Annotated in this window: 18 protein-coding genes and 1 riboswitch; of the genes, 1 reads left to right on the top strand and 17 read right to left on the bottom strand. The window is 70.4% G+C overall.

The features are described 5' to 3' along the window. Positions 1-143 precede the first annotated feature (143 nt). The 17 genes from EV670_RS11705 to EV670_RS11785 all read right to left on the bottom strand — a co-directional run bounded on the left by EV670_RS11705 (position 144) and on the right by EV670_RS11785 (position 16,850). Positions 144-1,343, bottom strand: coding sequence for a pyridoxal phosphate-dependent aminotransferase (locus EV670_RS11705; protein WP_130432237.1), 1,200 nt, complete (start codon positions 1,341-1,343; stop codon positions 144-146). Between the two features lie 169 nt (positions 1,344-1,512). Beyond that, positions 1,513-3,108, bottom strand: coding sequence for a M28 family metallopeptidase (locus EV670_RS11710; protein WP_130432239.1), 1,596 nt, complete (start codon positions 3,106-3,108; stop codon positions 1,513-1,515). A 202-nt stretch (positions 3,109-3,310) separates the two neighbouring features. After that, entirely contained in the window at positions 3,311-3,817 is a 507-nt protein-coding gene (gene nusB / locus EV670_RS11715) for a transcription antitermination factor NusB (protein ID WP_130432241.1), read from the bottom strand. After that, entirely contained in the window at positions 3,814-4,278 is a 465-nt protein-coding gene (ribH, locus tag EV670_RS11720) for a 6,7-dimethyl-8-ribityllumazine synthase (RefSeq protein ID WP_130432243.1), read from the bottom strand. The genes nusB and ribH overlap by 4 nt, the downstream gene beginning before the upstream one ends. 32 nt (positions 4,279-4,310) lie before the next feature. Beyond that, positions 4,311-5,405, bottom strand: coding sequence for a bifunctional 3,4-dihydroxy-2-butanone-4-phosphate synthase/GTP cyclohydrolase II (gene ribBA / locus EV670_RS11725; protein WP_130432245.1), 1,095 nt, complete (start codon positions 5,403-5,405; stop codon positions 4,311-4,313). Between the two features lie 47 nt (positions 5,406-5,452). Next, positions 5,453-7,021, bottom strand: coding sequence for a phospholipase D family protein (locus tag EV670_RS11730; RefSeq protein WP_130432247.1), 1,569 nt, complete (start codon positions 7,019-7,021; stop codon positions 5,453-5,455). Further along, positions 7,006-7,740: a DUF3047 domain-containing protein gene (locus tag EV670_RS11735; protein WP_165393304.1), complete on the bottom strand. Its 735-nt coding sequence runs from the start codon at positions 7,738-7,740 to the stop codon at positions 7,006-7,008. Before EV670_RS11735 ends, EV670_RS11730 begins: the two co-directional genes overlap by 16 nt. Positions 7,741-7,750: 10 nt before the next feature. Next, a complete protein-coding gene (locus EV670_RS11740) occupies positions 7,751-8,371 on the bottom strand; it encodes a riboflavin synthase (protein ID WP_130432251.1) in 621 nt (206 codons plus the stop codon). 4 nt (positions 8,372-8,375) lie between these two features. Beyond that, the gene (gene ribD / locus EV670_RS11745; protein WP_130432253.1) at positions 8,376-9,497 is read right to left on the bottom strand and encodes a bifunctional diaminohydroxyphosphoribosylaminopyrimidine deaminase/5-amino-6-(5-phosphoribosylamino)uracil reductase RibD; all 1,122 of its coding nucleotides are present in this window, start codon (positions 9,495-9,497) and stop codon (positions 8,376-8,378) included. A 24-nt stretch (positions 9,498-9,521) separates the two neighbouring features. Further along, positions 9,522-10,685 carry a type IV pilus modification PilV family protein gene (locus tag EV670_RS11750; RefSeq protein ID WP_130432255.1) on the bottom strand — a complete coding sequence of 388 codons (1,164 nt, stop codon included), beginning with the start codon at positions 10,683-10,685 and terminating at the stop codon, positions 9,522-9,524. 18 nt (positions 10,686-10,703) lie between these two features. Next, entirely contained in the window at positions 10,704-11,999 is a 1,296-nt protein-coding gene (locus tag EV670_RS11755) for a PilX N-terminal domain-containing pilus assembly protein (protein ID WP_130432257.1), read from the bottom strand. A gap of 23 nt (positions 12,000-12,022) precedes the next feature. Next, a complete protein-coding gene (locus EV670_RS11760; protein ID WP_130432259.1) occupies positions 12,023-12,694 on the bottom strand; it encodes a prepilin-type N-terminal cleavage/methylation domain-containing protein in 672 nt (223 codons plus the stop codon). Then, positions 12,694-13,263, bottom strand: a complete 570-nt coding sequence (locus tag EV670_RS11765; RefSeq protein ID WP_130432260.1) for a type IV pilin protein — start codon at positions 13,261-13,263, stop codon at positions 12,694-12,696. Before EV670_RS11765 ends, EV670_RS11760 begins: the two co-directional genes overlap by 1 nt. Next, positions 13,257-13,802 carry a GspH/FimT family pseudopilin gene (locus tag EV670_RS11770; RefSeq protein WP_130432262.1) on the bottom strand — a complete coding sequence of 182 codons (546 nt, stop codon included), beginning with the start codon at positions 13,800-13,802 and terminating at the stop codon, positions 13,257-13,259. Before EV670_RS11770 ends, EV670_RS11765 begins: the two co-directional genes overlap by 7 nt. A 186-nt stretch (positions 13,803-13,988) precedes the next feature. Beyond that, the gene (gene nrdR, locus EV670_RS11775; protein WP_130432264.1) at positions 13,989-14,432 is read right to left on the bottom strand and encodes a transcriptional regulator NrdR; all 444 of its coding nucleotides are present in this window, start codon (positions 14,430-14,432) and stop codon (positions 13,989-13,991) included. 52 nt (positions 14,433-14,484) lie between these two features. Next, entirely contained in the window at positions 14,485-15,735 is a 1,251-nt protein-coding gene (glyA, locus tag EV670_RS11780; protein WP_130432266.1) for a serine hydroxymethyltransferase, read from the bottom strand. A 54-nt stretch (positions 15,736-15,789) separates the two neighbouring features. Then, positions 15,790-15,914, bottom strand: a riboswitch (ZMP/ZTP riboswitch). Positions 15,915-15,965: 51 nt separating this feature from the next. Next, positions 15,966-16,850: a lytic transglycosylase domain-containing protein gene (locus tag EV670_RS11785; protein WP_130432268.1), complete on the bottom strand. Its 885-nt coding sequence runs from the start codon at positions 16,848-16,850 to the stop codon at positions 15,966-15,968. Between the two features lie 253 nt (positions 16,851-17,103). On the opposite strand from EV670_RS11785, the gene EV670_RS11790 reads away from it, so the two are divergent. Further along, positions 17,104-18,672, top strand: a complete 1,569-nt coding sequence (locus tag EV670_RS11790; protein ID WP_130432270.1) for a UbiD family decarboxylase — start codon at positions 17,104-17,106, stop codon at positions 18,670-18,672. The last annotated feature ends 111 nt before the right edge of the window (positions 18,673-18,783 follow it).

The raw sequence follows: 18,783 nt of genomic DNA on the forward strand, positions 1-18,783 counted from the left end.
AAAGCCCACCCGGCGGCCGGGCGTCACGGCATTGCTGCCGGAGGTAACGGCGCCCGTGAGGGATCGTGCAATCGGCCACGCGGGCGCCGGCACGTGGATTGGCGTCGCCGCCACGCGACCAGGCTCCTGGAGGCGGGCTTCCTTCATCGACGTGCCGCCAGTACCCGCGCCAGCCGCGCGATCGCCTGTTCCAGCTGGTCCAGGCTGCTGGCATAGCTCAGGCGCAGGTGGCTGGCGGCGATCGCCGGCCCGAAATCGCGGCCGGGCGTGAGCGCCACGTGGGCGCTGTCCATCAGCTCGAAGGCCAGCTCCCAACTCGTCTGGCCGGGGCGCAGGTGGGCCGAGGCGTCGACCCAGGCGTAGAAGGCGCCATCCGGCATGACCGGCACGCGCAGCCCGAGCTTCTCCAGCTCCGGCACGACGAAGTCGCGCCGCGCCCTGAAGGCGGCACGGCGCGCCTCGGCCTCGGTGATCGCGGCCGGCGTGAAGCAGGCCAGCGCCGCCTGCTGGGCCAGGCTCGAGGCGCAGATGAACAGGTTCTGCGCCAGCCGCTCGATCGGGGCCACCAGCGCCGGCGGCACCACCAGCCAGCCCAGGCGCCAGCCGGTCATGCAGAAGTACTTCGAGAAGCTGTTGATCGAGACCACGTCTTCGCCATGCTCGAGCGCGCTGTGGCCGAAGGCCTCGTCGAAGCTCAGGCCGAGGTAGATCTCGTCGACCAGCGTGACGCCGCCGCGCGCCCGCGCCGCCTCGACGATGCGGCCCATCTCGGCGCGCTCGATCGAGGTGCCGGTCGGGTTGGACGGCGAGGCCAGGAGCACGCCGCGCGTCTGTGGCGTCCACGCGGCCTCGATCTGGGCCGCGCTCGGCTGAAAGCGCTGTTGCGGGCCGCAGGCCAGCAGTACCGGTTCGGCATCGGCCGCCGCCACGAAATGCCGGTTGCAGGGGTAGCTCGGATCGGGCATCAGGACCTGGTCGCCGCGTTCGAACAGCGCCAGGCAGGCCAGTTGCAGCGCGGCCGAGGCGCCAGCGGTGACGATGATGCGATCGGGATCGACGGCCAGCCCGAAGCGGCTGGCGTACCAGCCCGAGATCGCCCGGCGCAGCGCCGGCAGGCCGGTGGCCTGGGTGTACTGGGTGCGGCCCTGGGCGAGGCAGTCGTGCGCCGCCTCGAGCACCGCGCTTGGCGCGCCGAAGTCCGGCTCGCCGATGTTGAGGTAGATCATCGGCTCGCCGCCCCGGGCCGGGTCGCAGGCCGGGCTGGCGGCGATGCGCTGCGCCGCCTTGGCGCACTCCATCACGTAGAAGGGTTCGATCGAACTCAGTCGATTGGCAAGCTTCATGAATCCGATGCCCGCGCTGGCGGCTTCATGCGCGCCAGGAGCGGCGCCATGACCACCGCGGCCGGTTGGGCAAAAGCAACGAGTCTAAGCGCCCGACGCGGCGTCGGGCTGCAAATGGGGCCTGGCCACCGCCGGCAGCCAGGCGCCATGGTTCGTCAGGAGCGCGCCGTCACTGCTCTTGCGGCGGATGCTCCGGCCACTTCAGCGCCGGCCGTGAGAAGTTCCCCTTGCCGCGCTTGCCGTTCACCGACTCGGTGTTCATGGAGAACAGCAGCGTCGTGTACGCAATCGCATCGGCATTGGTGTCGAGCGCGACGTCGTTGTTGTTGGCGTAGGTGTCGCAGGCCAGGTGGTAGCAGGGGTCGTACTGCTGCCCGGCGGTACCACCCCAAAGCGCTGCCTCGGCGGCTGTCTTCACACCTTCGGCACCGGTGAACAGGCCGCCGGCGGGAATGTCGACGCCCAGCGCGATGAAGGGGCCGTAGTCCGAGCGGCCGCTGAAGTCCGTGCCCTTGAACGGCACGCCGCGGTCTCTGTAGAACTGCTCGAAGGCCTGCTCGATCTCGGCCGAGCCGGCCGGCCCTGCCGGCGCGCCGGTGCCGTCGGAGTTGTCGCCGTCGTAGATGAAGAACACGTGGTTCGGCGACCCCACCATGTCGAAGTTGAGGTACAGGGCGATTCGTTGGCGTTCGGACTCGCTCAGCCCGGCGACATAGGCGGTAGAGCCGACCAGTCCGGACTCCTCGCCGCCCCACCAGGCAAAACGCAGCTTGTTGCGCGGCTTGACCTTGGCCATCTGCAGCGCGGTCTCGAGGATCGCGGCACTGCCGGAGCCGTTGTCGTTGATGCCCGGGCCGGCCTGCACTGAGTCCAGGTGCGCGCCGACCATCACGACGTTGCCGGGGTCACCGTCGCGTGACTCGGCGATCACGTTGTACTGCGTCACGTTCTGCGGTGCCGGCGCGTTGATGAACGCCACCGAATCAGCCTGCGCCAGCGCCGAGCCGTCGGCGAAGGACGCGCCGACCACCGGAATGGTGACCGTTGCAGGGGCCAGCGTGCCGACGATCAGCCCCTCGCGTAGCGGTGTGTCGCCCTGGTTGAAGATGATCACGCCGCCCGCGCCGGCGGCCTGCGCATTGACCGCCTTGATGGCGAAGGAGCAGGTGCCGCGCTGGATCAGCGCGATGTTGCCGACCGGGAAACCGGCAAAGTCGGTCGCCTCGCAGCCACTCGTGCTCGCGCGCGGTGGCACGAGGTTGATGTCGACCGGCGTCACGCTCGCCGTGACACTGCCGAAACCCGAGCCGGTGAAGGTGCCGGTCGCGTAGGTGGCCGCCACCGGCGCCGTCTGCTGTAGCACCGACGGCGGGTTGTAGACGAAGGCGAAGGGGTTGAGCGAGACCACATAGCCTGCCGCGCTCATCTTGCCGACGATGTAGTCGACGCTCGCGTCGTAGCCTGTGGTGCCCGCCGCGCGGTTGCCGCCGTTGCCATTGGCAACGGTCTGCAGCGCCGCCTGGTGGGCGCGGACGCCGGCCAGGCCGACGCACTCGAGCAGCTTCTTGAAGGTGTTGTTGACGCGCGCAGCGCAGGCATTCGTTGCGGCCTGCGCGCCGGCGCTGGAAGAAGATGCTGAAGCCGGCTCGTCACCGTCGCTGCCGCCGCCGCAGCCGGCGACCACCAGCGCCGCGGCCAAGGCCGACGCGCCTGCCAGCTGGCGTCGACGCTGCGCGACGCCTGCATCCAGATCGAATCCGTTCATGGACAGCTCCTCCGAACGTGAAGAAGGCCGCCAGGGGGCGGTCGCCGTGGCCCCAGCCTTGCCGTCGACGGGCACTCGCTCAGGTCGTGGCGCAGTGTGGGCTCGCTGGCGCCGCGGTGCCAGCCCGACCCCTAGTTTGGAAGCTGCCTGCGCCGACGAAGGCGCAGGCGCCGCGCGATCGATCCCGGATCGCCCGACGCTCTCAGCGCTGTGCGTTGCGCGCCTTGACCTCGACCGGTCGCAACTGCAGCGCGGCGCGGTCGAGCACGCCGTTGACGTACTTGTGGCCGTCGGTGCCGCCGAAGCTCTTGGCCAGCTCGACCGCCTCGTTGATCGCCACCCGGTAGGGGATGTCCAGGCAATGCTTGAGTTCGTAGGCGCCGATCATCAGCACCGCATGCTCGACCGGCGACAGCTCGCTGGTCTTGCGATCCACATGCTGGGCCAGCACCGCGTCGAGCAGCGCGGCCTCGGCGATGCAGCCGTGCAGCAACGCGTCGAAGTGGGCGGCGTCGACACCGCGGAACTCTTCCTGCTCGCGCATGTGGGCGTCGATCACGCCGGCCTCGGCGGCCGAGATCAGCCACTCGTAGAGACCCTGCAGCGCCAGTTCACGCGAGCGGCGGCGGGCCGACTTGGGCTGGCCGGGGCGCCGCGTCGGCGCCTTGCGCGCAGCGTCGGCCTTCGGCGCGGGATGTTGTTCGCTCACGTGATGTCTTCCAGCAAATTGGCCATCTCGACCGCGACGCGCGCGGCGTCGCGGCCCTTGTCCTCGGCGCGGGCCCAGGCCTGGGCCTCGTTCTCGACGGTGAGGATCGCGTTGGCGATCGGCACGCCGTGGTCGAGTGAGACACGGGTGACGCCGGCGCCGCTCTCGTTGGCGACCAGCTCGAAGTGATAGGTCTCGCCGCGGATGATGCAGCCAAGGGCCACCAGCGCGTCGAACTCGTCGCGCCGCGCCATGGCCTGCAGCACCACCGGCACCTCGAGCGCGCCGGGCACCAGCACCAGCTCGATGTGCTTCTCGGCGACGCCGAGCGCCATCAACTCGGCCCGGCAGGCATTGGCCAGCGCGGCGGTCAGCGGCGCGTTGAAGCGCGCCTGCACGATGCCGATGCGCAGACCCTCGCCGTCGAGCCCCTCGGGCGTGCCTTGATCTGCGTCTTGCATCGGGTCGCTTTGCTGGAGAAGGAGAAACGGGTTCAGGCTGCAGCCACGAAGCCGGTGACCTCGAGGCCGTAGCCGGTCATGCTCGGCATGCGGCGCGGGCTGCCGAGCAGCTTCATGCGCTGCACGCCGAGGTCGCGCAGGATCTGGGCGCCGACACCGTAGGTGCGCAGGTCCATCTGGCCGCGCGGCGCCGGGGCCGCCTCGCGCGAGTTCGACAGGCCGCGGATCAGCGCATCGCCGGCCTCGCCGCAGTTGAGCAGCACCGCGACGCCGCGGCCCGACTCGCGCAGCGCGGCCAGCGCCTTCGCCAGCGGCCACGAATGGGCGCAGGCGCCGGTGTCGAGCAGGTCGAGCACCGACAGCGGCTCGTGAACGCGCACCAGCACCTCGTCGCTCTCTGTCCAGCGACCGACGCTGAGCGCGATGTGGGCGGCGCCGGAGCGGTCGCGGTAAGCCACTGCCTCGAAGGCACCGTGCGGCGTGTCGAGCGTGCGCCGGGTGACGCGCTCGATCAGCGACTCGTGGCGGCTGCGGTAGTGGATCAGGTCGGCGATGGTGCCGATCTTCAGCCCATGTTCGCGGGCGAAGATCTCCAGGTCCGGCAGCCGGGCCATCGTGCCGTCGTCCTTCATGATCTCGCAGATCACCGAGCTCGGGCTCAGTCCCGCCATGCGGGTGAGGTCGCAGCCGGCCTCGGTATGACCGGCGCGCATCAGCACGCCGCCGTCCTGGGCCTGGAGCGGGAAGATGTGGCCGGGCTGGACCAGGTCGTTCGGGTGCGCGTCCCTGGCGACCGCGGCCTGCACCGTGCGGGCGCGGTCGGCGGCCGAGATGCCGGTGGTGACGCCGCTGGCCGCCTCGATCGAGACGGTGAACGCGGTGCCATGCTGGGTGCCGTTGCGCACCGCCATCGGCGGCAGGCGCAGGCGCTCGCAGCGCTCGCGCGTAAGCGTCAGGCAGATCAGGCCACGACCATGACGCGCCATGAAGTTGATCGCCTCGGGCGTGACGAGGTCGGCGGCGAGGACCAGATCGCCCTCGTTCTCGCGGTCTTCCTCATCGACCAGGATGACCATGCGGCCGGCGGCCAGCTCGCTGACGAGTTCGGGAATCGGTGCAATCGGCATAAGCCCGCAATTGTAGGTGGCGGCGCCCCTGCGGGCGCCTCGTGGGGCTACAACTGGGACTCGATCGGCAGCAGTCCGAGCAGCCAGACGCCGAGCTTGCGCAGCGTGCCGACCTCCGGCTCGGCGTCGAGCTTCTTGAAAGTCTCGCCGTCCTTCTGCATCCAGGCCAGGCGTCGGCCGCTCGTGTCGTCCTCGAGCAGGACCTGCCAGGTGGCGCTGTCGAGGCCGCGCTCGATGCCGTCGGCGAGCATGGCCGACAGCGCTGCGCTCTCGCAGACCAGTCCGACCTCGGTGTTGAGGTAGAGCGAGCGCGGGTCGAGGTTGAGCGAGCCGATGAAGACCGACTCGCGATCGAAGATGAAGGTCTTGGCGTGCAGCGAGGCGCGCGAGGAGCCGAAGGTGTCCTTCTTGCGCCGCGCCGCCGGCTCGCTGTCTTTGTCAGCGTGCGGGCGCAGTTCGTAGAGGCGCACGCCAGCCACCAGCAGCGCCTTGCGCTGGCGGGCGTAGCCGGCGTGGACCGCGCCGACGTCGGTGGCCGCCAGCGAGTTGGTCAGCACGGTGACGCGCACACCGCGCGCCACCAGCGCGGCCAGTGCCGCGACGCCCTTGTCGCCGGGCACGAAGTAGGGCGAGACAATCAGCAGCTCGCGTCGGACCGGACTCGCCGTCGGCGACCGGTTGGTCGCCCGTTGGGTGGCAATCTCGTCCGCGCTCAGCTCGATCTTGTCCGGATCGTCGGCCAGTAGCCGGACCTGTCCCCAGTGCAGACGCGGGCCGTTCCCGGCCCGGCTCTCGAGCCAGCTCTCGGTTGCCTCGGAAGCGTAGGCGCTGTCGCGCTGGGCCGCGACGTAGTTCGCAAGTCGACCGCGCAGCGCCGCCAGTTGCGCCGGATCGCCCGGCCGGCCGAGCAGCGTGGCGATCGGGTAGGCATGCGAGGAGTTCCAGTAGCGGTCGAAGGAGGCCGAGACCTCGGGCACCACGCGGCCGGTAGTCAGCACGTCGAGATCGCCGAAGGCAACGTCGCCGGGGGCGCCGAAGTACTCGTCGCCGATGTTGCGCCCGCCGAGGATCGCGACCTGGTTGTCGGCGACGAAGGCCTTGTTGTGCATGCGCCGGTTGACGCGCCCGAAGTCGGCCGCGGTGCCGAGCAGGCGAAGGCTGCGCCAGGCCACCGGATTGAAGAGCCGGATCTCGATGTTGGGGTGGGCGTCGAGGCTGGAGAGCACCTGGTCGTCGGCGCGCGCGCCGACGTCGTCGAGCAGCACCCGCACCCGCACGCCGCGGTCGGCGGCGCGCAGCAGGGCTTCGGTGAGGTAGCGGCCGGTGAGGTCGTCGTGCCAGATGTAGTACTGCAGGTCGAGCGAGCGCTCGGCCCGGCCCGCCAGCGCGAGCCTGGCCACGAGGGCCTCGACGCCGTCGGGCAGGGCCATGCAGGCCGACTGGCCCGGATGCGGCGCCGCGGCACGAACCGCGATCTGGCCGAGCCGGGTGTCCGCCGTCTTCTCGATGGCATGCGATTCGCCGCGACCTTCCTGCGACGGTAGCGAGGCACAGCCGACGAGAGCGGACAGCACCGCCGTGAACTGCACTACCAGCAGGATCAGGCGCCGGCGCATGTGAGACGAATGTCCGCGTAACTGCCGCTGGCCTTGGTGCCGGTGTTGTCGGTGTCGGTCATCACCGCGACCCCGACCAGCGGCCCGGGCGGCTCGCCGAAGCTGCGCTTGAAGTCTTCGGCCAGGCGGCGCTCCACCGCCTGCCATTGGCCGAGCCCGGCCGCCCCGGAGGCGACGACGATCATCTTCAGCCGGCTGCTGTGCGCCGAAGGAATCAGCGTGCCTACCGGCACCTGGTCGCTCCAGATGTACATCAGCGTGGCATAGGGGGGCTCCACGCCGGAGAGCCGCTTGGCCCGATTGAAGCGTTCGCGCTCGGCCTCGGTCAGCTTGCTGCGATCGCCGTCGAAGGCGACGATCACGCGCAGCGGCGCGTCCTCGCGCTTGCGGTCGCGGTTGTCGGCGCCGGGCACCAGCGCGTCGGTCTTCCAGCGCCAGCTCAGCGTTGCCGTCGTGGCCGGTGCCTTGTCGATCGGCCTGACGTAGAGGGATGCCGAGTTGTCGGCGACGGCCTGCAACACGCTGCCGACCTTGTCCTCGGTCAGCAGCGAATAGGCGGTGTCGCGCTTGAGTTTCGACAGGGGCCGGTAGCTCCAGCCGTTGCCGCTGCCAAAGCCCAGGTCGAGCGGCGCACAGGCCGCCGTGTCGGCCGCGAAGGCGGTTGAACTGCCGGCGAACAACAGCAGTCCCAGCGCGAAGCGGCTCAGGCGGTGACGCATGCTCGGGCTATCAGTTGCGATTGCCCAGCATGCGCTCCACATAGCGCGCGATCAAGTCGACCTCCAGATTCACGGGGGCACCCGCGACCAGTGCGCCGAGCGCCGTGTTCTGAACCGTGTGCGGGATCAGGTTGATGCTGATCTCGCAACTCTCGGCGCGGTCCAGCACCGAGTTGACGGTAAGGCTGACGCCGTTGACGGTGATCGAGCCCTTGTAGGCCAGGTACTTCGCCAACGAACGCGGTGCGTCGATGCGCAGTTCCCAGCTCTCGCCGACCGGCGCGAAGTGGCCGACGCGTCCGATGCCGTCGACGTGGCCGGCGACCAGGTGGCCGCCGAGCCGGTCGTGGGCGCGCAGCGCCTTCTCGAGGTTGATCGCGCCCGGCGCGTCGAGGCCGGCGGTGCGCGCCAGGCTTTCGGCCGAGATGTCGATCGTGAAACGGGCGGCGGCGGCGTCGAAGGACGTGACCGTCATGCAGGCGCCGTTGAGCGCGATGCTGTCGCCGAGGGCGACGTCGTCGAGGTAGCCGGCCGGCGCCGCGATGGTGAGGCGCTTGCCGTGGTCGGGATCGGCGCCGAGCGCGTCGACCGTGTCGATGCGGCCGACGCCGCTGATGATTCCGGTGAACATCGGCCTATTCTCGCCGTCGCGCCAGCAGGCGCAGGTCGGCGCCGACGCGCTCGACGCCGGTGAAGCCGAAGGCCAGCGCCTCGGTCAGCGAGCTCAGCGGGCCGAAGGCCGCCATCTCGCGGCCGAGGCCAAGCAGCGTGGGCGCGAGGTAGACCAGCAGCTCGTCGACCAGGCTGGCGCGCAGCAGGGAGCCATTGAGCTTGTGGCCGGCCTCGATGTGCAGCTCGTTGACCTGCTCGCGCTCGGCCAGGTGCTGCAGCAGGCGTCCCAGATCGACCTTGTTGCCGGCTCCGGGCAGGCAGACCAGTTCGGCGCCGCCATCGCGCAGCGCGGCGGCGCGGCTTGCCTGCTCGGCGCCGTCAGGGTCGAGCGCGCAGGCCACCAGCACCAGTCCCGGCGGCGCCAGCAGGCGTGCGGCTGGTGCCAGCTCGAGCCGCGAGTCGACCACCACCCGCAGCGGCTGCAGGGCGCTCGGCACCAGCCGCACGTCCAGCCGCGGGTCGTCGTCGCGCACGGTGCCGATGCCGGTCAGCACCGCGCCGGCACGCCGGCGCCAGGCATGGCCGTCGGCGCGCGCTTCGGGGCCGGTGATCCACTGGCTCGCGCCGTTCTCCAGCGCGGTGCGGCCGTCGAGCGAGGCGGCGATCTTCAGCCGCACCCATGGCAGGCCGCGCTCCATGCGCGAGAAGAAACCGATGTTGAGCTCGCGCGCCGCCATGCCCCAGGCGCCGCCGACCAGCTCGACCTCGATGCCTGCCGCGCGCAGGCGCTCGATGCCGCGCCCTGCCACCTGCGGGTTGGGGTCGGTGCTGGCGACCAGCACGCGCGCGACGCCGGCCTCGACCAGCGCGTCGCAGCAGGGCGGCGTGCGGCCGTGGTGCGAGCAGGGTTCGAGTGAGACCACGGCGGTTGCGCCACGCGGGTCGAGGCCGGCGGCGCGCGCCGCGCGCAGCGCCATGATCTCGGCATGGGCCTCGCCGGCACGCTGGGTGTGGCCTTCGCCGATCACCGCGCCGTCGGCCGCCAGCAGCACGCAGCCCACGCGCGGGTTGGGATCGCTCAGGCCGATGGCCTGTTCGGCAAGCGCGAGGGTGCGGGTGAAGACGGCATCGCGATCGTTGAGCATGCGGCGATGCTAACCACTGCCCGCTCAGAGTGGCGTGAGCGGCAGGTAGGCGACCAGCAGCCCGCCGACCGTCGCGTCGGCCGGGCAGGGCGCCGGCGTGGTGGCGTCGATGCGCGGCATGAACAGGAAGTTCTGCGCCGCCAGCGAGCGCTCCACCCCGGCATAAACGGGCGGATGCTCCTCGTTGGCATCGCCGCGCACGCCGCTGCGGTTGCGTTCCCAGCTGAGCGCGCAGAAGCGATCGTTGCTGCGCAGCAGGCTTGCGCTGCGCGCTGCGATCCGTAGCGTGCCCGACCAGCTGTCGGCGCTCATCGGCACCAGACAGGCGTAGTGGTAGCTCGACGTGGCGCTGGCGGCGGGTGCCGAGGTGCCCGGGCTGCGCGGCCAGGGGCCGGGCACCGGCACGCGGCTGACGAGGCACTCGGCCGCTGCCGCCGCACTGTGGCCGGGAGCGAGTTCCAGCGCGAGGGCGGCGGCCTGCGCGTCGCTGTCGAAGCCGGCCGGCAGGCCGCCGATGCTGCCGCTGACGATGGTGGCTTCGAAGGGCGTGCTGCAGACGTTGTCGGCGCTGAGGCTGGCGCTGACGGCGCCGACGCAGCGGCTCGTGGTGCGGCCGCGGATGGCATCGAAGACGAGATAGCTGCCGCTGCCGGGCCATTGCAGCGCACTCAGGCCGCGGCCGAGGTAGTGCGCCGCGCCCGGCACCGGTGGCAGCGCATGCGCCGGCAACGCCAGTGCGCCGGCTGCGGGCGGCGCGGCGAGCGCCCCGCTGTCGGCGGGTTCGATGGCCGCGAGCAGGGTGGCCAGCTGTGCTTGCTGCGCCTGGCCGTGGCGATCGGCCCAGCCGACCTCCACCACGAGCTGCTTCTCGAAGGCACTCGGCTGGTTCACGCTCCAGCGGCGTTCGAAGCTCGCGTCGCTGGCGGCGGCCGGCGCATCGCTGCCGCTGGCGAGGTCGGCGTGGGCGAGGTGGCCGGAGGCGCTGGCAATGCGATCGAATCCACGCAGTTGCTCGAGCTGACTCTGCGCCAGGCGCACGGCGTCGCTGCGCTGGCGTGCGAGCGCGGTGCCGTGGTCGAGCCAGAGCTGCAGGCTGCTCAGCGCCAGGGTGCCGATCGCGAGCACCGTGAGCGCGACCAGCACTTCGATCAGCGTGAAGCCGCGTTGACGAAGGCGAAGAGTTGACATGGCTGGCTCCGGGCTCGGTCAGAGTTCATCGCGCCAGCTGCCGGCGACCCGCACGAGTTGGCCGGCTTCGCGCTGAAGGCGGCGCAACACCTCGGCATCGAAGCCGATCTCCAGCGTGCCCTGCAGTGCCAGATCGCGCGCCGCCAGCGCGGCACCGAGCACACGGCTGCCGGTCTCGCCGCTCAAGGTCCAGATCGGGGTCGAGCCGACCGCCATGCCGGTGAGCGAGGCGCCGGCTCGCAGGTTCAGCGCGCCGCTGGTGACCAGCAGCACAGGATGCGTGGCGTCGCCGAGCGGGCCGTCCAGCGTGAGCGCGCCATCGATCCAGATCAGGCTGAAGCCGGCGTCGGCGGCATCGCGCGCTGCAGTGCCGCAGGCATCGGCATCGGCGCAGGCGGTCGCTCGCGGCGCGCACGCCGACTGGCCGGCGTTGCACAACCAGGCGGAGGACGGCAGCTCGCGCAGGCTGGCGGCCTCGGCGCCGAGGTAGGCGCGCAGCAGGCGCTGGCCGCTGGTGTCGGCCGCGGCCAGGCCGAGCAGCATCGGATCGCCGGTGGCGCGGGCGGAGGTCTCGGACGTGCCGGGAAGCGTCCTGATCTGGCCGGGCAGTTCGGGCGCGCTGCCGGCCGTGTGGACGGCCAGGCCCATCGCGTCGGCATCGATGTTGACCAGCGTCACGCCGGCACCCGCCGCCAGTTCGCCACCGGCAGTGACGGCCGCGGCCGGCAGTTGGCGCGGGCGCGGCAGCAGGCGGGCAAGCAGGCGGGTGGTGGCGACGGCGTCGCCGGCGCCGCTGCAATCGCCGGCTTCGTTGATGCAACCGGCGCTACGCAGTTCGACCGCCAGCGGATCGCCGGCCACTGGCGCCAGGCGCAGCGTGAAGCGCGCGCCATTGCTGCCGGCGGGCGCGCTGCCGCCGACGGCCGGACAGACGCAGTGCAGCTCGCCGCCGTGCGCCATGTGGCAGCCCGGGCGCGCGCCGGTGGCAATGGCGTCAAAGCTGCCGACGGCGTTGCCGAGCCAGCGTTCGCGCGCCGAGACGAGGCCCGGCGTCGCGGCCGGCTGGCAGCTCGTGTCAGCGCGTCGCGGATCGTTCAGGCGTGCCAGGCCCCATTCGAGGCCGGCGTCGGCGGCGGCGAGCGCGGCCGTGGCGCGCTGATGATTGGCGGCACTGCGCTGCTCGAAGATCAGGTTGCGATTGGCGAACAGCAGGATCACGCTCATCGTGAACAGCAGCACCAGGGCCACGCCGAGGGCGGCGATGCCGCGCTGGCGATGCGGCCGTGAAGCGCGGGTGCAGCAGAAGGTGTCCATCAGGGCTCCTCGCGTGGGTCGTCTCAGGCCGGTGGGCAGGTGCCGCGGACCGCGTCGTTGCGCAGGCGCACGGTCTCGCGCGCTTCGCGCACGAGGCTCGCATCCGCGCTGGCGCGCGCCCGCAGCAGGATCTCGACACTGCGGATCAGTTGCACCGGCGGGCAACTCGTGCTGCCAGCCGGGCAGGTGCCGACGACACAGCGCGGCAGCAGGTCGACCTCGCTTTCGACCGGCCGAAGTTCGAAGGACTCGATGCTGACGAAACCCGGGTCGCTGAGGTCCTGCCAGGTGCCCGCACCGATGCGGGCCTGCAGCCGGGAGCCGTTGAGGCGCAGTCCCCAGCGAGCCTCGCCGTCGGTGGCGGCGCCCTCCACGTCGTCGACATCGGCGCCGAAGGCGCCGGCGACGCCGGTGGTCAGCCCGTCATGCGGGTTGCTGGCGGCCGGCTCGAAGGGCTGTCGCGCAATACCGGCCATCGCATGCTGCCAGTAGCCGCTGCGCCGCAGTTGGCGCGCGATGAGATCGGTCGCGCCGCGCAGCTCCTGCTGCAGCCGGGCCTCGATGAGCAGCTGGCGGTTGTCGCGCAGGTGGCGCGCGTGCAACTGCAGCGCCCCGGCGACGACGATCAGGCCGACTGCCGCGCCGACCATCAGCTCGACCAGCGACAGGCCACGCTGGGTGAAGCGGCTCGTCATCACTGCCTCCAGCAGCGCCGGGCCGCGCTCGATCCGGCGCCGTGCAGCTCGGTCGCGCTAGGACCGGCGTCGAGTGCCAGGTTGCCGCCGACCAGGCTCAGGCGCAGCACGCGGCAGGCACTGTCGGCAGCCTGGCCGCCTTGCGCGGTGGCAAGCACGGCATGCCGGCTGGTGCCGACATCGGCCAGGCTCAGCAGATAGTGGGCGCCGGCGCTGTCGACACTGTCGGCAGCACCGCTGTCGGTGCTGCTGCCGACGCCGCGCAGCGCGCCACCGGCGACGATGAAGCGATCGCCGTAGCCGGGCTGCTGGGCCCGGTAGCGCTCCTGGGCCTGGACCACGCGGCCGATGTCGGCGATCGCCTCCAGGCGCCGGGCGGCATGCACCTGGCTGATGAACGAGGGCAGCGCAATGGTCGTGAGCACCGCGGTCACCGCCATCACGATGACCATCTCGACGAGCGTGAAACCGCCGAGCCCACGGAAGCGCCGGGCCGCCCCAAGCTTCCTTGCTCCCCCTCGGGGGGACGGGCGCCGCGTAGCGGCGACCTTGGGGGCAGACATCAGCATGGCCGCTGCCCCGGCATCGAGCCATCCGGCGCGCAGACCCGTGCCCGGCCCATCAGGTTGACGACCACGTTGAGGCGGCGCGTGCCGCTGGCCATCCGCACGCTGGCGGCTGGGGTGACGGTGCCGAGCACCGGGTCGAAGCGCAGCGAACTGACGTTGGCGTCGAACTGCACGCGTTCGGCCACTGGCAGCCAGACCGTCTTGATCTCGGCCGCGCCATTGCTGCACTGTGCGGCGCCGCCGGCGTCGCAGTGGCAGTCCCCGGCGGCCCCCGAGTGGAGCACGTAGCAACTGCCCTCGGCATGGCTGTCGAAGCGCACGCGCAGGCCCTCGCTACGGGTGACTGCCTCGAAGCGAAGTTGCTGCAGATCGGCCACCAGCCGATGTGCCTGGCCCTCGAGCCGATGGCGCTGCAGCATGTCGCCGAAGCCCCCCATCGTGCCGGCCAGCGCGATGCAGACGATGGTGGTGGTGATCGCGGCCTCGATCAGCGTGAGCCCGCGCTGGCGCGGTCCGCTGCTCTTGCGGTTGCTGTTCATTTGATCCCCCTGGCCGGTCCGGCTGGACCGTGGGAATCACTCTAGGCAGCGTCGTCTGGCCGCTCTTCGCTCGCGCGGGGGAGCCGCGGAGGGCACCCCTTGGAGGGTCTGCCGGAGCGACAGACCGCCCAAACCCGGCTGCGCCCCATGGGGCAGCGCCGCGACGTGGTCGCAAGCGCGGGGGTGCTAGATGTCCTTGATCAGGCGGCTGAACTCGTCCACGCCCTCGAAGCTGCGGTAGACCGAGGCGAAGCGCACATAGGCCACCTTGTCGAGCTTCTTGAGCTCGCGCATCACCATCTCGCCGATCTTGGCCGAGGCGATCTCGTTGGCGCCGCTGGCCAGCAGCTTCTCCTCGATGCGGGCCAGCGCGGCGTCGACCTGATCCATGCTGACCGGGCGCTTGCGCAGCGCCAACGACATCGAGGCGCGGATCTTGTTGCGGTCGAATTCGCTGCGCGAGCCGTCCTTCTTGACGATCGCCGGCATCGCCAGCTCGGCCCGCTCGTAGGTGGTGAAGCGCTTGTCGCAGGCCGGGCAGCGCCGCCGCCGACGCACCACATCGCCCTCGTCGGACTCGCGGGTCTCGGCGACCTGGGTGTCTTCGTGGGTGCAGAAGGGGCAGCGCATCGGGCAGTGGCTTCAGAGAAAGAGGCCGCGTGAGCGGCCCGTGCTCGATCGGTCAGCGGTACACCGGGAAGTCGCGCGTCAGCGCCGCGACCTTGGCGCGCACTGCGGCGAGCCTGGCCTGGTCGTGCGACGCGTCGAGCACGTCGGCCACCAGATGGCCGGTCAGCACCGCCTGCTCTTCCTTGAAGCCTCGCGTCGTCATCGCCGGGCTGCCCAGGCGGATGCCGGAGGTCACCATCGGCTTCTGCGGGTCGTTCGGGATGCCGTTCTTGTTGCAGGTGATGTGGGCGCTACCCAGGATCGCCTCGGCTTCCTTGCCGGTCAGGTTCTTCGGCCGCAGGTCGACCAGCATCACGTGGCTCTCGGTGCGGCCGCTGACGATGCGCAGGCCGCGCTCGACAAGCGTGCGGGCCAGCGCATCGGCGTTCTTGAGCACCTGCTGCTGGTAGGTCTTGAAGGCCGGCTGCAGCGCCTCCTGGAAGGCGACCGCCTTGGCGGCAATCACGTGCATCAGCGGGCCGCCCTGGATGCCGGGGAAGATCGCGCTGTTGATCTTCTTGGCGATGGCCTCGTCGTTGGCCAGGATGATGCCGCCGCGCGGGCCGCGCAGGCTCTTGTGGGTGGTCGAGGTGACCACGTCGGCAAAGGGCATGGGGTTCGGGTAGACGCCACCGGCGACCAGGCCCGCGTAGTGCGCGATGTCGACCATGAAGTACGCGCCGACCGCCTTGGCGACCTTGGCGAAGCGCTCGAAGTCGATCCGCAGCGCGTAGGCAGAGGCGCCGGCGATGATCAGCTTGGGCTTGTGCTCGTGGGCCAGGCGCTCCATCGCGTCGTAGTCGATCGCCTCGTTGGCGTCGAGGCCGTAGCTGACGACCTTGAACCACTTGCCGCTCATGTTGAGCGGCATGCCGTGGGTCAGGTGGCCGCCCTCGGCCAGGCTCATGCCCATGATCGTGTCGCCCGGTTGCAGCAGGCCGAAGAACACGCCCTGGTTGGCCTGCGAGCCGGAATTGGGCTGCACGTTGGCGAAGTTGGCGCCGAACAGGCTCTTGAGGCGGTCGATCGCGAGTTGCTCGACCACGTCCACATGCTCGCAGCCACCGTAGTAGCGCTTGCCGGGATAGCCCTCGGCGTACTTGTTGGTCAGCTGGCTGCCTTGCGCCTCCATCACCGCCGGGCTGGCGTAGTTCTCGGAGGCGATCAGCTCGATGTGCTCTTCCTGGCGGCGGTTCTCGGCCTGGATCGCGGCCCAGACTTCGGGGTCGACGGAAGCAACGGTGGAGGTGGAACGGTCGAACATGGCGTGGCAGTGCTCTTCAGGGTGAAGAGCCCGCGAGCCCGTGAGGCACGGGTTCGGGGCTGCCCAGGCGAACGGCGGAAAGCGCCTCCGGTGTGGCTCACCGGTGCGGCAGCGCTTCCCAGTGGTTCACCACCTCGGGCCTGCGGGCGCAGGCCTTATCGCCAGTCGCGCTGCGAGAGATTGCAAGTGTAGCGGGAGCTCGTGCCCGCTCTGCAGGCAGCGACCGCGGTTCAGCGCAACAGCGCGACCCGTTCGTCGTCTTCGCGCGGCTGCTCGGCCGCCTCGATGTTCGGCGTCGGCGGCACGATGACCGGCAGCGGGATCGAAGGCGCGCTCGGCGGCACGCTCTTGCCGGCCGCGACCGAGCGCAGATGGGCCTGCTCGGCCAGCACCTTGCCGGCATAGCCGCCATCGTCGGCGAGGTTAGCGGCGCCGACGTAGAACTTGAGCCCGCCCTCGAGCGAGCCGGCGCGCGCGATGCACTCCTTGAGCACCTGGACGCCGACGCGCAGGTTGGTCACCGGGTCGAAGGCCGCATGGTTGCCGCCGAAGGACTCGTACTTGTCGTCATGGACCCGGGTCATCACCTGCATCAAGCCCTGGGCGCCGACCGGGCTCTGGGCAAAGGGGTTGAAGCCGGATTCGATCGCCATGATCGCCAGGATCAGCGTGGGATCGAGGCGGGTGCGCTGGCCCACCGACCAGGCTTCCTGCACCAGGCGGCTGACCGGCTCGACCGCCACCTTGTAGCGGCGCGAGATCCAGGTCGCGACCGCGGCCTGCTGCTTGCTCAGTTCGCGCGGGTCGATGGCGGTGGCGCGTTGCACGGCGTCCGGCTCGGCCAGCGCCACGACCACGCTCGGGTCGGTGTCGACTCGGGCCACCTGGCGCGACTGCAGCCAGCCGAAGGCCTCGAGTTCGAGCGTCTGACGCATGTCTGGACGACTGGCCAGGAACAGGCACAGCCCGACCACCGTCAGCCCGACCAGGGCCAGCGAGCTGTGGGACACCTCGAGCAGCCCATGCCCGGCATCCTTGAGAAAGACCACCACCGGACGACCGGCATGGCGGGCGCCGCGGCTCAAGGCGGCGGTAGCGGAAGCGAACGCTGTCATGTCACTCCTTATGTCTGTGGACTCCGCGTTGCAAGCTGAATGTGCGTCCAGCCGGCCTCGCTTCGTCACAGCAATCCAGCCTCACCGTTACAGTGACAGCCCCGGCAACAGGGTTGGCGGCGGCAAGGCTTGATCGGCAGCGTCGCGCCACGAGGGCGCGGGAAATCCCTTGGTAAAGGGAAGCGGGCGGAGTCTAGGGAGCCTCTGAAATGCCTGTCAAGACTAATGAAGTAGTTCTTAATTCTAATTCAGAATGAAATACCGGGATCTGCGCGACTTTCTGCACGGGCTTGAACACCGTGGCCAGCTTCGACATGTTCGGGAGCCAGTGTCCACGCGGCTTGAAATGACAGCGCTCGCTGACCGTGTGCTGCGAGCCGAGGGGCCGGCGCTGCTGTTGTCGAACCCGATCGACGGTCACCGCAGTTACAAATTTCCGGTGCTACTGAACCTCTTCGGCACGCCGGATCGGGTCGCGCTCGGCATGGGCAGCGAGTCGCTGGCCGACCTGCGCGAGGTCGGTCGCCTGCTGGCCTCGCTCAAGGAGCCCGAACCGCCCAAGGGGCTGAAGGATGCAGGCCGGCTGGTCCAGATGGCCAAGGCGCTGTGGGACATGAAGCCGTCCGTGCTGCGCAAGCCGCCCTGCCAGGAGTTGGTACTCGAGGGCGGCGACATCGATCTCGGCGAACTGCCGGTCCAGACCTGCTGGCCTGAGGACGCTGGGCCGCTGATCACCTGGGGCCTGGTCGTCACCCGCGGCCCGCAGGGCGTGGCGGCGCCGCGCCGGCGCCAGAACCTGGGCATCTACCGTCAGCAAGTGATCGGCCCGCGCCAGGTCATCATGCGCTGGCTGGCCCATCGCGGCGGGGCGCTCGACTTCCGCGAATTTGCCCGAGCCAATCCGGGCCAGCCGTTCCCGATCGCGGTGGCGCTGGGCGCCGACCCGGCCACCATCCTCGGTGCGGTGACACCGGTGCCAGACACGCTCTCCGAGTACCAGTTCGCCGGCCTGCTGCGCGGCGGCCGCACCGAGGTGGCCGACACCACGGTCGGCGAAGGTGAGTTGAAGCTGCAGGTGCCGGCCCATGCCGAGATCGTCCTCGAAGGCCACATCCCGGTCGCGGCGCCCGGCTTCGCGGGCGTTAGCGCACATGGCGTGCCGCTCAAGGAGATTGGCGGCTACCTGCATGCGCTGGAAGGCCCCTTCGGCGACCACACCGGCTACTACAACGAGCAGGACTGGTTCCCGGTCTTCGAGCTCTCGCGCCTGACCCGTCGCCAGGACGCGATCTACCACTCGACCTACACCGGCAAGCCGCCCGACGAGCCGGCGGTGCTGGGCGTGGCGCTCAACGAGGTCTTCGTGCCGATCCTGCAGAAGCAGTTTCCGGAGATCGCCGACTTCTACCTGCCGCCCGAGGGCTGCAGCTACCGGATGGCGATCATCAGCATCCGCAAGGCCTATCCGGGCCATGCCAAGCGACTGATGTTCGGCCTGTGGAGCTTCCTGCGCCAGTTCATGTACACCAAGTTCATCGTCGTCGTCGACGAGGACATCGACATCCGCAACTGGCAGGAAGTGGTGTGGGCGATCACGACCCGCATGGACCCGGTGCGCGACACCACGCTGGTCGAGCAGACGCCGATCGACTACCTCGACTTCGCCTCGCCGGTCTCGGGCCTGGGCGGCAAGATGGGGCTCGATGCCACCAGCAAGTGGCCGGGCGAGACCAGCCGGGAATGGGGTCGGCCGATCGTGATGGAGCCCGGGATCGAGGCAAGGGTCGAGGCGCTGGTGCGTGCCGTGCTGGTGAAGAGCTGAACGCATGCCCCCGAAGGCGGGCGGCGTCAATGGCTGCAGTTCAATGAACGTATGACGCTTCATTGACAGCCAGTGCTGGCAATCGCGTCCGCCGCCGGTTAATGTTCAGTT

The organism is Rivibacter subsaxonicus (assembly GCF_004217215.1).
In the GTDB taxonomy this organism is placed as follows: domain Bacteria; phylum Pseudomonadota; class Gammaproteobacteria; order Burkholderiales; family Burkholderiaceae_C; genus Rivibacter; species Rivibacter subsaxonicus.